Consider the following 14,874-nt stretch of genomic DNA (forward strand, 5'->3'; position numbering starts at 1 on the left):
AGGCCAGTCCGGTGGCAAGGGTCAGCGGGTGGAGGTCAGCCCGTAGATGGTCTCGATGTCATCGAGCATCACATTGGCGGCGATGATCCCGCCGGCCGTGTTCCAGATGGCGTCCGAAACGGGCTGGGCCTTGCCGGCCTGAACGACGGGCAGCGCGGCCCAAAGCGGATCGGCCATCCATTCGGCCGCTGCGCTGTCGGCGGCCCCATCGCCGGTCTCGTAGACGAAGTAGAACAGGCGATCGCCGTTGAAATCGGGGATGCGTTCCTTGGTCACCTCGTCGGCGAATTCATCACGATCCTGGCTGGCCGGACGGGCAAAGCCGATCTGGCCGAGAACCGTGCCGGCAAAGGTGTCCTTGAGGTAAATGCGGGTGCGCCCAGCCATGAAGCGGACCAGGGAAATCTGCTCGGCCTTGGCCTCGCCCAGCTGCTCGCTGATCGCCGCGAGGCGGGTGTCATAGGCGGCAAAGGCCGCTTCTGCCTCCGCCGTCTTGCCCACGGCCTCGGCATAGAGCGCCATATTGACCTTCCAGTCGCCGCGCAGGCGCTCCGAGATCACTGTCGGGGCAATGGCCGAAAGCTGCTCGTAGATCTTCTCGTGCCGCACCTTGGTACCGATGATGAGATCGGGCTCCAGCGCCGCCAGCAGTTCGAGGTCGACCGCCGATTCCTCGCCCAGCACGGTTACGTCGGCCATTTGCCCGGCAATGTGGTCATACCAGGGGTCGCCCAGCCAAGAGCGCACGGCGCCGACCGGCGTGATGCCGATGGCGAGCAGCGCTTCGGTGCCTTCATTGGTCAGCACCACCACGCGCTGCGGCGCATCCGGCACATCGGCGACACCCATCGAATGGGTCACTTCGCGAGCACTGGCCGCTGGCGCCAGCGCCAGGGCAAGCGCGACCGCGGCAGCGGTCAGGGCAGTCTGAATGGTGCGCATCGCATCCTCTAACTTGACAAGCGTCATCATGAATGATTTGGGCAATCACCAGACTTTATCCGGACTGTCAATATCAACATTAAGAGCCTGTCCTGACTTCCACCCCCTCAATCCGGCATGCTCTGCCGATGCCCGCCGTCTATGCCGGGCTGGCCCCGGCGCTCTGCGGCGCGCTGCTCGGCAGCATGACGCTGGGATACCGGCTCTACGGCCTTGATCAGGTCTGGGGGGCGCTCTTTGCCTTTGATGGTTCAGAGACGGCAGTGGTGATCGCCAATCTGCGCCTGCCACGCGCGGTGATCGCGCCACTGGTCGGGGCGGGGCTCGGGGTGGCCGGCGTCATCGTCCAGACCCTGGCTCGCAATCGCATCGCTTCGCCCGACACGCTGGGCCTCAATGCGGGTGCCTCGCTGGGCGTCGTGGTGGCCAGCTTCTGGCTGGGCATCGGCTCGCTGGTCGGCCTTTCCCTGGCGGCGGCCCTGGGTGCGCTGGCGGCAAGCCTGCTGGTCTTTGCCATCGCAGCGGGGGCAGGTGGCCTGTCACCACTGCGCATCGTGCTGATCGGCGTCACCATTGCAGGGCTGGGCCATTCGCTGGTCGAGGTGGTGCTGACCACCAATGAGGCGCAGCTGCAGCAATTGCTGTTCTGGCTGTCGGGCGCCTTTGTCGACCGGCCCATGGCGCTAGCGCAGACCGGGGCGCCGATCATCGTTCTTGGCATTGCTCTGGCGCTGCTGCTGGCCCGCCAGCTCGATGCCCTGCAGGCCGATGATTCCACCGCCACCGGCCTCGGCGTGCCACTGGTGCTCGTTCGCGGCGGCAGCTTTGTCGCGGTGTCGCTGCTGACCGGCGCTGCCGTGGCCATGGCCGGCCCGGTGGGCTTTGTCGGCCTCGTCGTGCCCCATGCCGCCCGCTGGCTGGTGGGCCTGCGGCATGACCGCCTGATCCCGGTGGCGGCGCTGATCGGGGCCATCTATGCCACCCTGGCCGATGTCGCGGCTCGTTTCGTCATCTACCCCACCGAGGCCCCGGTCGGCGCCATCACCGCCGTGGTTGGTGGCCTCGTGCTGCTGGTGCTGCTCAAGCGGAGGGCGGCATGAACGGTCTGCCCGAAACTGTCGGGACGATGCGCGCACCACTGGCGCTCGGCTTGCTGGCCCTGGCCTTCGCGGTGCTGGCCCTGAGCGGCGTGGCCTTCGGCTCGACCTGGATCGCGCTTGACCAGGTCGCCGGCGTCATCCTCGGGGCAGGGGACCGGACGCAGCAGATCATCGTGCTGCAGCTCCGCCTGCCGCGCGTCGCCATTGCCATCCTGGCCGGCGGCGGCATGGCGGTAGCCGGCTTCCTGCTGCAGAAGATCACCCGCAATTCGCTGGCTTCGCCCGGCGTGTTGGGCGTGATCGACGGCGCCGCCCTCGGCGTCGTCATTTTCCTCGCGGCGCTGTCCAACGAATCCAATGCGCTGGTCACCTCCATCGCCTATCAGCCCGTCGCCGCGGCGATCGGCGCGCTGGTGGCGATCAGCCTCGTCTTCATCCTCTCCGGCCGGCAGGCCTCGTCGGCCATCCGCCTTCTGTTGTTCGGCGTTGCCGTGGCGGCGGTCGCCAAGTCGCTCACCATGATCCTGATGCTGATCGGCCCGATCTACCAGACCAGCCAGGCGGCACGTTGGCTGGCCGGCGCCGTCAACGAGGTCAACTGGAGCGAAATCCAGATCACCGCCATCGCCATGGTGCCCATCATGCTGCTGGTGCTGGTCGCCTGCCGCAAGCTGCCGCCGGCCGATCTCGACGAAGTCTCGGCGCGCGGCATCGGACTCGACCTGCCGGTCTTCCGCATCCTGATCTTCGCGCTGGCCGCGGCCCTGACCGCGCTGTCGGTGGCCTTTGTCGGCGGCGTCGGCTTTGTCGGCCTGATGGCGCCCCATCTCGCGCGGCTGCTGGTTGGGCGCAACATCTTCGCCGGCCTCGTCGGCAGCTTCCTGCTCGGCGCCATCATGCTGGTGGGCGCCGATCTCATCGTGCGCGTGCTGTTCGCGCCGGTCGAAGTCCCGGCCGGCACGGTGACCGCAATCATCGGCGCCCCCTATTTCCTCTTCCTGCTGATGGGCAAGCAACGCCATGACGGATAACCGCTCCCCCTATCGTATCGAGGTGCGCGACCTCAGCCTGGCCTATGGCAATCTGAGCGTGCTCAAGGCCCTGTCGCTGCCCATCGAGCGCGGCAAGATCACCGTGCTGGCCGGCCCCAATGGCTGCGGCAAGTCCACACTGCTGCGCGCCATAAGGCGGCTGCACAAGCCCGCCAGCGGGCAGATCCTGCTCGAGGAAGTCGATATCGCCGGGCTCGGCGACAAGGCCCTGGCCCGCCAGATCGGCCTTTTGGCGCAAAGCCCAGCCGCGCCGGAGGACATGACAGTGGAGGAACTGGTCAGGCTCGGCCGCTATCCGCACCAGTCCATGCTGCAGCCCTGGAGCCGCCATGATGGCGAGGCGCTCGAACTGGCCATGGCGGGCACCCGCGTCGCCCATCTGCGCGCCAGGCGGCTGGGTTCGCTGTCGGGCGGGCAGTTGCAGCGCGTCTGGATTGCCATGGTGCTGGCGCAGCAGACCGATGTCGTCTGCCTCGATGAGCCGGTCAACCATCTCGACATGGCTCATCAGCTCGATTGCCTCGATCTCGTGCGCCAGCTGCGCGACGAATTCGGCCGCACCGTGGTGCTCGTGCTGCACGATCTCAACCTGGCCGCGCGCTATGCCGATCACCTTGTCTTCCTGCGCGATGGCGCGATTGCCGCCTCCGGCACGCCCGAGCAGCTGATGACCGAGGATGGCATTGCCCGTGTCTTCGACGTGCGCTGCCGCGTCATCACCGATCCGGTGCATGGCAGGCCGCTCTGCATACCCCTGCGCACCGAAACGGCCGGGCCGGTCGCGTCGGCTTGAGCGGGCTTTTTCCCGCCCAAAGGTTTACATACCGGCCTCAGTCCCTACATTGGCCCATCGCTGTCGTGCGCCCGCCGCGCGGCCTACCTAGATTGGGCAGCCTGTTTCGCGCCCGCAATCTCAGAAGGAAACAGCCATGACCGAAGCCAAGATGGGCGACGTCGTACGTATCAATTACACCGGACGCCTGACCAACGGCACCCAGTTCGATTCCTCGGCCGGCAAGGAGCCGCTGGAGTTCACCCTCGGGCTGGGCCAGGTGATCAAGGGGCTCGAAGCCCATGTTGCCGGCATGGAGCCGGGCAGCCGCAGCACGGTGACCATCCCCTGCGACCAGGCCTATGGCCCCCATCGACCAGAGGCGATCCAGACGCTCGACCGCGCCAAGGTCCCATCCGGCATCGACGTGCGCGTCGGCACGCAGTTGCAGGCCCGCACCGCCGACGGCGGCATGCTGCCGATCACTGTGGTGGAGCTGGACGATTCCAGCGTCAAGGTGGATGCCAACCACCCGCTGGCCGGCCAGGATCTCGTCTTCGACGTCGAGCTGGTCGAAATCGTCAAGGCGGCCTGAGCCACCACGACTCCCCCGCCGGCTGCATGCCGGTGGGGCTAGCTGCGCAACCAGTTTCGCAACCGGCTTTGCAGCCGCGTGCCGGCAGCCTATCCTGCCGCGGGGAGGGCTGAGCTATGAAACTGATCGTGGGTTACCTGACGGCCAAGCCGGGCAAGCGCGAGGCCTTTCTCGCCGCCGCGCAGGATCATGCCGAGCAGAGCCGGCAAGAGCCTGGTTGCCGCTATTTCGAACTGCTGCCGCTGCCCGACCATCCGGACCGCATGCTGCTGGCCGAGGCCTTTGTCAGCGAGGCGGCACACCGTACGCATGAAGATACCGATCACATGCGGGCGCTCTGGGCGGTGATGCCGCAAATGCTGGTCCATGCCAGCATCGACAATGTGGTATCCGACGCCGTGGTGCATGACGAAGACTGGTTCGACCAGGTGCCCGGCCCGAGCGTCAGCTAAGCCGGCCGGCAATGCCCGCGCATCCGGGCGTGGAACGCGCCGGAGCCTGCGCGCATTGCCTGCATCAGACAGTCGGAACGGAGACTTCAGTGAGCGTCGCTTTTACCAAGGAAGACAGTGCCGAAACGGCGGCCGAGACGCTGCTGCCGGACCGGCCGGTCTCCGCCGAACCAAACCTGGTGACGGCGGCCGGCCTTTCCGCGCTGGAAGCGCAACTCGCCGCGGCGCGCCAGGCCTATGACGCAGCCATGCTGATCGAGGACGTGAACGAGAAGCGCCGCCAGTCCGCCGGCCCGCTGCGCGACCTCCGCTACTTTGCCGAACGTGTCCGCAGTGCCCAGCTGATGCCGGCGCCGACCGCAACCGACACCGTCGCCTTCGGCAGCACGGTCACCTTCAACCGCGACGATGGCCGCGTCCAGACCTACCGCATTGTAGGCGAGGACGAGGCGAACCCTCAGGCCGGCTCGATCTCCTATGCGTCCCCCATTGCCCGGGCTCTGGTGGGCAAATCGGTCGGGGATGTGGTCAGCATGGGCGATCGGGAACTGGAAGTGGTGGCGATCCGGTAGCCTGCTTTTCCGGCATGGCAATTCCCCGCCCAAGGGGATGGACGAAGTGTCCGGCGTTTTCTATTGCTGCGCCACCAGTTCACCGGAGGTCCCCATGACGGCAAAGATCATCGACGGCAAGAGTTTCGCCGAGGGCCTGCGCGGTCGCGTTGCCGGCCATGTGGCGCGTCTCAAGGCGGACCATGGCGTCACGCCCGGCCTCGCGGTGGTCATTGTCGGCCACGACCCGGCGAGCCAGGTCTATGTGACCAACAAGGCAAAGCAGACAGCCGAAGTCGGCATGGCCTCGTTCAAGCACGAATTGCCGGAGGACACCTCCGAGGCCGATCTCCTTGATCTCGTGCATCGCCTCAACAAGGATCCGCAAGTGCATGGCATCCTTGTGCAGATGCCGGTTCCCAAGCACATCGATCCGATCAAGGTCATCGAGGCGATCGAGCCCGCCAAGGACGTGGACTGCTTCACGCCCGCCAATGTCGGCAAGGTGCAGATCGGCCTGCCGGGTCCGGTCTCCTGCACCCCGCTGGGCTGCCTGATGCTGCTGCGCGACCAGCTCGGCACGCTGGCCGGGCTCAATGCGGTGATCATCGGGCGCTCCAACCTCGTGGGCAAGCCGATGATGCAGCTGCTGCTGCGCGAGAATTGCACCGTCACCGTCGCCCATTCCAAGACGAAGAACCTCGCCGATGTGGTCCGGGGTGCCGATATCGTCGTGGCCGCCGTCGGCCGCCCGGAAATGATCAAGGGCGACTGGATCAAGCCGGGCGCCACGGTCATCGATGTGGGTATCAACCGCATCCCGGCGCCCGAAAAGGGCGAGGGCAAGACGCGCCTGGTGGGCGATGTCGCCTATGCCGAAGCGGCCGAGGTGGCCGGCGCCATCACGCCGGTTCCTGGCGGCGTGGGCCCCATGACCATTGCCTGCCTCCTGGCCAACACGGTCACCACTGCCTCATTGATCAATGGCCTGGTGCCGCCGGGCGATCTGACCGCATGAGCGTCGACGCGCACGACCCCGGCGGCAAGGTGCGTCTGCGCCTGATGCCGGGCGTCAGCGGCGACGCCACCTTCAGCGCCGATGGGCGCTATCGCCAGCTGATGCGTCGCTGGACGGGTGCGCGGTTTCCCGAGCGCTATGTGCTGTTCATCGGCATGAATCCGAGCACCGCCGATGCTACCGTCAATGACCCGACCTGCGCCCGCGAATGGACCTTTGCCAATCGCGAGGGCTATTCGGGCATGGTCAAGGCCAATGTGGGCGACTACCGGGCCACCAACCCCAAAATGCTGCTGCTGCCCGGCGTGGTGGCCGTTTCCGAAGCCAACCTGCCGGCCATTCGCCAGGCCGCCGCTGGCGCTGATCTGGTGATCCTCTGCCACGGCAAGCTCAACCGGGCGCTGGCGCCGGCCGGCAAGGCCATCGTCGAGGCGCTGCACGCCGACGGCATCGACCTGTGGTGCTTCGGCACCAATTCCGACGGTTCGCCCAAGCATCCGCTCTATCTGCGCCTCGATACGCCGCTGCAGCCCTTTGCAGGGTGACGACGTCCGTCAGCGCCGCTTGCGGCCGCTAAGCATGGCCTCCAGAGCGGGCAGGGCACGTTCAGCGGCCGCTCGACCCTCGGCTATCGCCTCGGCGGCCCGGTGGAAGTCCATCAGGCCGATGAGATTGACCACGGGCATGATCATCGCATGGGGCGGCTCCCCGGCCAGCCGCGAGCGGGTGATATGGTCCTGCATGATGTCGATGGAATTGGTGAGCACGTCGAAATAGCTCGGTGTGTGGTTGTTGGCGCCGAAGAAGTGCAGCGCAGACATGCGCGCCTGCACCGAAGCCGGGATGGAGCGGATCAGGTCCATGAGGCTTTCGGGCTTGGGCAGCTGGACCGGGGCCGGTGGTGGCTCGGCCAGCACCGGCCGGCCCAGCAGGTCATCGTTGAGATTGACCGCGATGATATAATCCGCCCCCATGGCCCGGCAGGGCGATACCGGCACGGGGTTCACCAGCCCGCCATCGGCCAGCCACCGGCCGTCGATCTGCGTCGGGCTGAACACGCCCGGCATGCCGATCGAGGCGCGAATTGCCGGTGCAAGGGGCCCTGATTGCAACCAGATTTCCCGCCCGCTGCTGATATCGGTGGCTACGGCCGTGAAGGGCACCTTGAGGTCTTCGATGCGTCCGGCCAGGCCCAGATCCGACAGCCATTTGACGATATTGGCACCATCCACCAGGCCGCCGGCGGTGACATTGAGATCGACCATGGCCGCGACGGCACGCCAGTCGGCGCCCATCGCCCAGTCCCGCAGCGCATCCAGCCGCCCGCTGGCATAGACCGACCCGACCAGGGCGCCCATCGAGGTGCCGCAGACAATGTCCGGGACAATGCCGGCTTCGGTCAGGACATCGATGACCCCGATATGCGACCAGCCGCGGGCCGCGCCGCTCCCCAGTGCCAATGCAATGGTCGGTTTGGCCATGTTCGATCTCCCAGCGCATTGTCCCGCACGATAGACGAGCCCCTGTGTCGGGGAAAGGCGGCGCTAGGCCGCGCCGGCCAGATAGAACAGCCGCGCCACCGTATGGTCGCGCAGGGCCTGCGCGGGCAGCTTGCCGGTCAGCGCGGCGATCACCACTGACTGATCAGGCACGGCACTGGCATCCACCACGACCTTGGTAAAGGGCGGACGCATGCCCCGCTTGGCGCTTTCCAGCAGGTCATAGAGCAGGGCCCGCACATCGGTGCGCATGGCGCAGGCGATGCACTGGGCCCCGTCTTCATGGCCATGCCCGCTATTGGCGGGCAGGCGGAGCAGGGCGGTGTCAGCGTCAAGCGCCAGCAGCCGCCCCGGCTCGGTCACCAGTGTCACAGGTATCTGTTCGACCCGGCCCATCGCATTACTCCGCCGCCACGATGGCAGGGCCGGGGATGTAGTTGAGGATCGGGCCGAGCCAGCGCTCGACTTCTTCCAGGCTCATCCCCTTGCGATTTGCATAGTCGACCACCTGGTCGCGCTCCACCTTTGCCACGCCGAAATAGTAGGATTCCGGATGGCTGAAATACAGCCCCGAGACCGATGATCCCGGCCACATGGCATAGCTCTCCGTCAGTGTGACGCCGGCATTCTTTTCGGCATCGAGCAGGCGAAACAGCGTGGTCTTTTCCGTGTGGTCCGGCTGGGCCGGATAGCCTGGCGCTGGGCGAATGCCGCGATAGGATTCGGCGATCAGGTCTTCCGGCGCAAAGGTCTCGTCGGCTGCATAGCCCCAGAACTCCTTGCGCACCCGCTCATGCATCTGCTCGGCAAAGGCCTCGGCGAAGCGATCGGCCAGCGCCTTGACCAGGATGGACGAATAATCGTCATTGGCCCGCTCGAAGCGCTCGGAGATCGCCACTTCCTCGATGCCGGCCGTGACCACGAAGGCGCCGATATAGTCCGGCGTGCCGGTGGGCGCGACGAAGTCGGCCAGCGCCATATGCGGCTTGCCATCCCGCTTGCTCAGCTGCTGGCGCAGGGTGAACAGCGTCGCTAGTTCCTCGGCGCGGCCCTCGTCCTTGAACAGGCGTATATCGTCGCCCACGCCATTGGCCGGCCAGAAGCCGACCACGGCGCGCGGCACGAACCACTTTTCGACAATGATCTGCTTGAGCATGGCCTGGGCATCATCGAACAGCTGGCGCGCCGCCTCGCCCTGCCGCTCGTCTTCGAGGATGGCCGGGTACCGGCCCTTGAGCTCCCAGGTCTGGAAGAAGGGCGTCCAGTCGATATAGGCAGCCAACTGCTCGAGATTGGCATCGGCGAAGACCCTGGTGCCGAGGAAGCTCGGCTTGGGCGGCACATAGCTGCTCCAGTCGGGCTTGAAGGCATTCGCGCGGGCCAGAGCCAGCGGCACGCGCTTCTTCTCGCTCTCGGCCCGCTCATGTGCAGCCGCCGCCTTGGCATATTCGGCCCGGATATCGGCGATGAAGGAGACCTTGGTGTCCTTGGACAGCAAATTGCCCACCACACCCACGGCGCGGCTGGCGTCGTTGACATGCACGGCCTGGCCACGTTCGTAGCGCGGGTGGATCTTGACCGCGGTATGCACGCGGCTGGTCGTCGCCCCGCCGATCAGCAGCGGGATGTCGAAGCCCTCGCGCTCCATCTCGGCGGCCACATGCACCATCTCGTCCAGCGAGGGCGTAATGAGGCCGGAAAGGCCGATAATGTCGACATTCTCGTCGCGCGCCGTCTGCAGGATCTTGGCTGTCGGCACCATGACGCCGAGATCGATGATCTCGTAATTGTTGCAGGAGAGCACGACGCCGACAATGTTCTTGCCGATATCGTGCACGTCGCCCTTGACCGTCGCCATCAGCACCTTGCCGGCGCTCTGGCGGCCGGTGGCATTGCCGTCGGCATTCTTCTCGGCTTCCATATAGGGCAGCAGCAAGGCCACGGCCTGCTTCATCACGCGGGCGGACTTCACCACCTGCGGCAGGAACATCTTGCCTGAGCCGAACAGGTCGCCGACAATGCTCATGCCGGCCATCAGCGGCCCTTCGATGACATGCAGCGGCCGGGCGAATTTCTGCCGCGCCTCGTCGGTATCGGCGTCGATATATTCGGTGATACCGTTGACCAGGGCATGGGCGATACGGTCCTCGACCGATTTCTCGCGCCAGCTCAGGTCCTTGGCCGTCGCCTCCTTGCCCGCCGTGCCGCGATAGCGTTCGGCCAGCGCCAGCAGTCGGTCCGTGCCGTCGGGCGTGCGGTTGAGGATCACATCCTCGCAGGCGTCGCGCAGTTCGGGGTCGATGCTCTCGTAAACGGCCAGCTGGCCGGCATTGACGATGCCCATGTCCATGCCATTCTGAATGGCATAGTACAAAAACACCGCATGCATGGCTTCACGCACCGGCTCGTTGCCGCGGAACGAGAAGCTGAGGTTCGAGATACCACCCGAAATATGCACGTGCGGCAGCGTCTCGGTGATGATCTTGGTCGCCTCGATAAAGGCGACGCCATAGCCGTTATGCTCCTCGATGCCGGTCGCCACCGCGAAGACGTTCGGATCGAACACGATGTCTTCGGGCGGAAAGCCGACAACCTCGGTGAGCAGCTTGTAGGCCCGCGTACAGATCTCGACCTTGCGCTCCAGCGTATCGGCCTGGCCCTGCTCGTCGAACGCCATCACCACAACGGCCGCGCCATAGGCGCGCACCAGCCGGGCCGACTTGAGGAAGGCCTCTTCGCCTTCCTTCATCGAGATGGAATTGACCAGCGCCTTGCCCTGCACGCATTTGAGCCCCGCCTCGATCACCTCCCACTTGGAGCTGTCGATCATCAGCGGCACCTTGGCGATGTCCGGTTCGGCCGCCAGCAGGTTGAGGAAGTCGATCATCACCTGCTTGGAGTCGATCAGCCCCTCATCCATGTTGATGTCGATGATCTGGGCGCCATTGGCCACCTGGTCGCGCGCCACATCCAGCGCCGCGGTATAGTCGCCGGCGGTGATCAGCTTGCGGAAGCGGGCCGAGCCCGTGACATTGGTGCGCTCGCCCACATTCACGAACGGGATTTCCGGCGTCAGCGTGAAGGCTTCGAGGCCCGCCAGGCGCAGCATGCGCTCGATCTTGGGCACCACGCGTGGCTGGTACTTGCTCACCACCCCGGCAATGGCGCGTATATGGTCGGGCGTCGAGCCGCAGCAGCCGCCCACGATGTTGAGCAACCCTTCGCTGGCAAAGGTCTCCAGCTGGCTCGCCATGGACTCGGGCGTCTCGTCATAGCCGCCGAATTCATTCGGCAGTCCGGCATTGGGATAGGCGCAGATGAGCGTATCGGCCACACCCGACAGCTCGGCGATATGGTCGCGCATCAGGTCGGCGCCCAGCGCGCAGTTGAGCCCGATGGTGAAGGGATTGGCGTGGCGCACCGAATACCAGAAGGCCGTCGGCGTCTGCCCCGACAGCGTGCGGCCGGAGAGGTCCGTGATCGTGCCCGAGATCATGATCGGCACGTCGATGCCGCGTTCCTCGAACAGGCGCTGCGCCGCAAAGATGCCGGCCTTGGTGTTGAGCGTGTCGGTGATGGTCTCGAACAGCAGCAGATCGGCGCCGCCATCGATCAGTCCGCGCAGCGCCTCGCCATAGGCCACGACCAATTCGTCGAAGGTGATCGAGCGGAACCCGGGGCTGCTGACATCGGTCGACATGGACGAGGTCTTGTTGGTCGGCCCCAGCGCGCCGGCCACGAAGCGCCGCCGTCCATCAGCCGCCTCGGCCCGCAACGCCGCCCGGCGGGCGACGACCACGCCCTGGTAGTTGATGTCATAGACCGCGCTTTCGCAGGCATAGTCGGCCTGGGCCACCGATGTCGCCGAGAAGGTATTGGTCTCGGCGATATCGGCGCCGGCCATGTAGTATTCGAAATGGATGTCCTCGACGGCCTTGGGCTCGGTCAACACCAGCAGGTCGTTATTGCCCTGCAGCGGCAGCTTCCAGTCCTTGAAGCGCTCGCCGCGGAAGTTCTCCTCGGTGAACTTGCGGCGCTGCAGCATGGTGCCCATCGCGCCGTCGAGGATCAGGATGCGTTCGCTCGCCGCCTTGGCAAGCGCTGCGCGGACCTCGTTCCAGTCGGGAATATGGGCTTCGTCATGCTGGCTCATCGCCATCCACCTCAAGTTCGGCATTTTCCGAGGACATAAAGATATCTTTATGTCCGCAATTTCGCAAGCTTCGATCCGGCCTCCGATAAGATCGCTCCAGTGGAGCGATTTTAGGATCGAAGGCCATGAGGGCTGCGCCCGAATGGCAGTCCTAGAAGGGTAGGGCCGCCATTCCGGCACACCCGACCTGCAGCAGATTCGCGTTAAATGCGACTCTCATCGCTAACAGTCCGTTCCCCTTAACCTCGCCGAAACCAGAAAACTGTTCAGTGCGCTCCATCACAGCGGGATCGGTTATGATCTGCTCGCGCAGTATGACGAGAGTAAGAGTTTGAGTATCGTGACGACGACCTCCTGGCGCCATGCCGTTCGCCTTGTCGCCCTTGCGGCCCTTGTCGCCCCGATGATCGCTGCCTGCAGCAGCGGCGGCGGGCTGGGCGCAACCGTAAAGCGCTCCGCCTTCACCTCGTCCGAGTATGGCGTCGGCGTTTCCCCGCGCGTCACCAGCAATCCCAATCCCCCTAAGGGCGGCGGCCGCTATCAGGTCGGCAAGCCCTATACGGTGCGTGGCAAGGTCTATGTGCCCGCCGAGCAGCCGGACTATGTCGCGGTCGGCGAAGCGTCCTGGTACGGCTCCGATTTCCATGGCCGCCGCACGGCCAATGGCGAGATCTTCTCCGCCAATGCCATTACCGGCGCCCATCCGACGCTACCGCTGCCATCCTATGTGCGCGTGACCAACCAGGCCAATGGCCGCTCGGTCATCGTGCGCGTCAACGATCGCGGCCCCTACATGCCCGGCCGCATCATGGATCTGTCGCACCGCGCTGCCTCCATGCTGGGCTATGTCAACAATGGCCATGCCCAGATCCAGGCCGAGTATGTCGGCCGCGCGCCGCTGGAAGGCGACGATACGCGCATGCTTGTGGCCAGCTATTCCGGCCCGGCCGATTTCGGCGGTGGCGGTAACACCCAGTTTGCCTATGCCGACAATACCAACAGCCTTGCCGATATCGCCGGCAGCTTCCTTGGCAACCTCTTCTCCTATGCCGATACCCAGCAGGCCGATGCCGCTATCGGCACGGCGCATTCCGCCGTCAACGCCATGGCGACGCGCGCCCCCGAACTGGCGGACTGGGTTCAGTCCGTCGACGCGGATGCCCGCACCATCAGCCTGAGCCTCGGCGTCTTCACCGACGAGGCCAATGCGTTGGGCCTCGCCCAGCAATTCGCCATTCTCGGCGCCGTTGCCGAAGAGCCGGTCACGGTCAATGGCCGGTCCGCGACCCGTCTGACGCTCACCTATCTCAAGCCCGGCGTATCACGCATTGATGTTCTCGACATGGCTCGCGAACTGGGCCTCGATGACATAAAACTGAACTAGTATCGGCCGGTGGAGGCCGGCCTTGGGGGGAGCGACGTGCGGCGTATCTGGCAGATATTGGCGACGGTGCTGGCGCTGACGGCGCCGGGCTGGGCACAGGCGGAATTCGATACCCAGGCTCCGTTTGCCATTCTGATGGACGAGTCCTCCGGCACGGTGATCTTCCAGAAGGATGCCGATCTGCCCATGGAGCCGGCCAGCATGGCCAAGCTCATGACCATTGCCGTGGTCTTCAATGAAATCCGCGCCGGACGGCTGAGGATGAGCGACGAATTCTTCGTCTCCGAACATGCCTGGCGCACGGGTGGTGCATCCTCGGGCGGCTCCACCATGTTCGCCGAGCTCAATTCAAAGATCGCGGTCGAAGACCTGCTGCGGTCGGTCATCATCCAGTCCGGCAACGATGCCTCCATCGTGCTGGCCGAAGGCATTGCCGGCTCGGAGGCCAGCTTTGCCGCCATGATGAACGAGCTCGCCGAGGAAATCGGCCTGACCGATTCGCATTTCACCAATCCGGCCGGTCTGCCCGACCCGGACATGTACACCACGGCGCGCGACCTGGCCGACCTGGCGCGCTACCTGATCCGCGAATATCCCGAATACTACCACTACTTCTCCGAGCCGGAGATGGAGTGGAACGGCATCAAGCAGGCCAATCGCAATTCCCTCGTCGAACTCGGCATCGGCGTCGACGGCCTCAAGACCGGCCATACCGAGGCCTCCGGCTATGGCTCGGTGATCTCGACCGCCGAGGGCGGCCGTCGCCTCATTGCCGTACTGCATGGCCTGACCTCCATGGCCCAGCGCACCGAGGAAGGCCGCAAGCTCATCACCTGGGGCGCCCGCGCCTTCGAACGCTTCTCCGCCTATCCCGAGGGGGCCATCGTCGCCCACGCCAATGTCTATGGCGGCACCAGCCCCAGCGTCGGCCTCATGGGCGACGGCGAGGTTGCCCTCTATCTGCCACGCGGCTCGCGCCGCTGCCTCAGTGCCTCGGTCAGCTATAATGGGCCGCTGATGCCCCCGGTCATGCAGGGCGACGAGATTGCCGAACTGCGCGTGTTCTGCGACGACAAGCTCGTGCAGGTTGCCCCGCTTTATGCCGCCGAGACCGTGGAAGAGGGTGGCATCCTCCGCAAGGCAACCGACGCCCTCAAGCAACTGGCGCTGGGCTGGCTCTAGGACGCCGGTGAACTCGTGCCGAGCTGGATTAATCTGCCACCGCACGTCACCCTCGGGCTTGACCCGAGGGCTCTTCACTTGACGAGTCCGCCTCAAGTGCATAGCCCTCGGGTCAAGCCCGAGGGTGACGGCCGGTGGACGTGATCCCGATCGAGACAAATGAAGCCGGAAGAC

The 14,874-nt window shown here is 65.4% G+C and carries 14 protein-coding genes; 10 read left to right on the forward strand and 4 right to left on the reverse strand.

Features of this window, described 5'->3' with window-relative positions; translation table 11 throughout:
- Positions 1 to 21 precede the first annotated feature (21 nt).
- Positions 22 to 942, reverse strand: a complete 921-nt coding sequence (locus ACLI1C_RS09545; RefSeq protein WP_411396624.1) for an ABC transporter substrate-binding protein — start codon at positions 940 to 942, stop codon at positions 22 to 24.
- A gap of 128 nt (positions 943 to 1,070) precedes the next feature.
- Between ACLI1C_RS09545 and ACLI1C_RS09550 the strand changes: the two genes are divergently transcribed.
- The 8 genes from ACLI1C_RS09550 to ACLI1C_RS09585 all read left to right on the forward strand — a co-directional run bounded on the left by ACLI1C_RS09550 (position 1,071) and on the right by ACLI1C_RS09585 (position 7,027).
- On the forward strand, positions 1,071 to 2,042 hold the full coding sequence (locus ACLI1C_RS09550; protein WP_411396625.1) for a FecCD family ABC transporter permease: 972 nt from the start codon (positions 1,071 to 1,073) through the stop codon (positions 2,040 to 2,042).
- Complete coding sequence (locus tag ACLI1C_RS09555) at positions 2,039 to 3,073, forward strand: FecCD family ABC transporter permease (protein ID WP_411396626.1); 1,035 nt, start codon at positions 2,039 to 2,041, stop codon at positions 3,071 to 3,073. The genes ACLI1C_RS09550 and ACLI1C_RS09555 overlap by 4 nt, the downstream gene beginning before the upstream one ends.
- Positions 3,063 to 3,887, forward strand: coding sequence for an ABC transporter ATP-binding protein (locus ACLI1C_RS09560; protein WP_411396627.1), 825 nt, complete (start codon positions 3,063 to 3,065; stop codon positions 3,885 to 3,887). The genes ACLI1C_RS09555 and ACLI1C_RS09560 overlap by 11 nt, the downstream gene beginning before the upstream one ends.
- A 136-nt stretch (positions 3,888 to 4,023) precedes the next feature.
- Entirely contained in the window at positions 4,024 to 4,461 is a 438-nt protein-coding gene (locus ACLI1C_RS09565; protein ID WP_411396628.1) for an FKBP-type peptidyl-prolyl cis-trans isomerase, read from the forward strand.
- Positions 4,462 to 4,577: 116 nt separating this feature from the next.
- On the forward strand, positions 4,578 to 4,913 hold the full coding sequence (locus tag ACLI1C_RS09570; protein ID WP_411396629.1) for a putative quinol monooxygenase: 336 nt from the start codon (positions 4,578 to 4,580) through the stop codon (positions 4,911 to 4,913).
- Between the two features lie 89 nt (positions 4,914 to 5,002).
- A complete protein-coding gene (gene greA / locus ACLI1C_RS09575; protein ID WP_411396630.1) occupies positions 5,003 to 5,485 on the forward strand; it encodes a transcription elongation factor GreA in 483 nt (160 codons plus the stop codon).
- Positions 5,486 to 5,579: 94 nt separating this feature from the next.
- On the forward strand, positions 5,580 to 6,482 hold the full coding sequence (gene folD, locus ACLI1C_RS09580; protein ID WP_411396631.1) for a bifunctional methylenetetrahydrofolate dehydrogenase/methenyltetrahydrofolate cyclohydrolase FolD: 903 nt from the start codon (positions 5,580 to 5,582) through the stop codon (positions 6,480 to 6,482).
- Entirely contained in the window at positions 6,479 to 7,027 is a 549-nt protein-coding gene (locus ACLI1C_RS09585; RefSeq protein ID WP_411396632.1) for a DUF1643 domain-containing protein, read from the forward strand. Before folD ends, ACLI1C_RS09585 begins: the two co-directional genes overlap by 4 nt.
- Before the next feature lie 9 nt (positions 7,028 to 7,036).
- Here the strand turns inward: ACLI1C_RS09585 and ACLI1C_RS09590 are convergent, their stop codons facing one another.
- From ACLI1C_RS09590 to metH, 3 genes are all read right to left on the reverse strand, one after another.
- On the reverse strand, positions 7,037 to 7,963 hold the full coding sequence (locus ACLI1C_RS09590) for a patatin-like phospholipase family protein (protein WP_411396633.1): 927 nt from the start codon (positions 7,961 to 7,963) through the stop codon (positions 7,037 to 7,039).
- A gap of 63 nt (positions 7,964 to 8,026) precedes the next feature.
- Positions 8,027 to 8,377 (reverse strand): hypothetical protein, encoded by a 351-nt coding sequence (locus ACLI1C_RS09595; protein ID WP_411396634.1) that lies wholly within the window; start codon positions 8,375 to 8,377, stop codon positions 8,027 to 8,029.
- A 4-nt stretch (positions 8,378 to 8,381) separates the two neighbouring features.
- On the reverse strand, positions 8,382 to 12,134 hold the full coding sequence (gene metH, locus ACLI1C_RS09600; protein ID WP_411396635.1) for a methionine synthase: 3,753 nt from the start codon (positions 12,132 to 12,134) through the stop codon (positions 8,382 to 8,384).
- 340 nt (positions 12,135 to 12,474) lie between these two features.
- On the opposite strand from metH, the gene ACLI1C_RS09605 reads away from it, so the two are divergent.
- A complete protein-coding gene (locus ACLI1C_RS09605; protein ID WP_411396636.1) occupies positions 12,475 to 13,518 on the forward strand; it encodes a septal ring lytic transglycosylase RlpA family protein in 1,044 nt (347 codons plus the stop codon).
- Between the two features lie 36 nt (positions 13,519 to 13,554).
- Positions 13,555 to 14,700 carry a D-alanyl-D-alanine carboxypeptidase family protein gene (locus tag ACLI1C_RS09610; RefSeq protein WP_411396637.1) on the forward strand — a complete coding sequence of 382 codons (1,146 nt, stop codon included), beginning with the start codon at positions 13,555 to 13,557 and terminating at the stop codon, positions 14,698 to 14,700.
- Positions 14,701 to 14,874: the final 174 nt, after the last annotated feature.

It is taken from the genome of Devosia sp. XGJD_8, from assembly GCF_046614475.1.
In the GTDB taxonomy this organism is placed as follows: Bacteria; Pseudomonadota; Alphaproteobacteria; order Rhizobiales; family Devosiaceae; genus Devosia.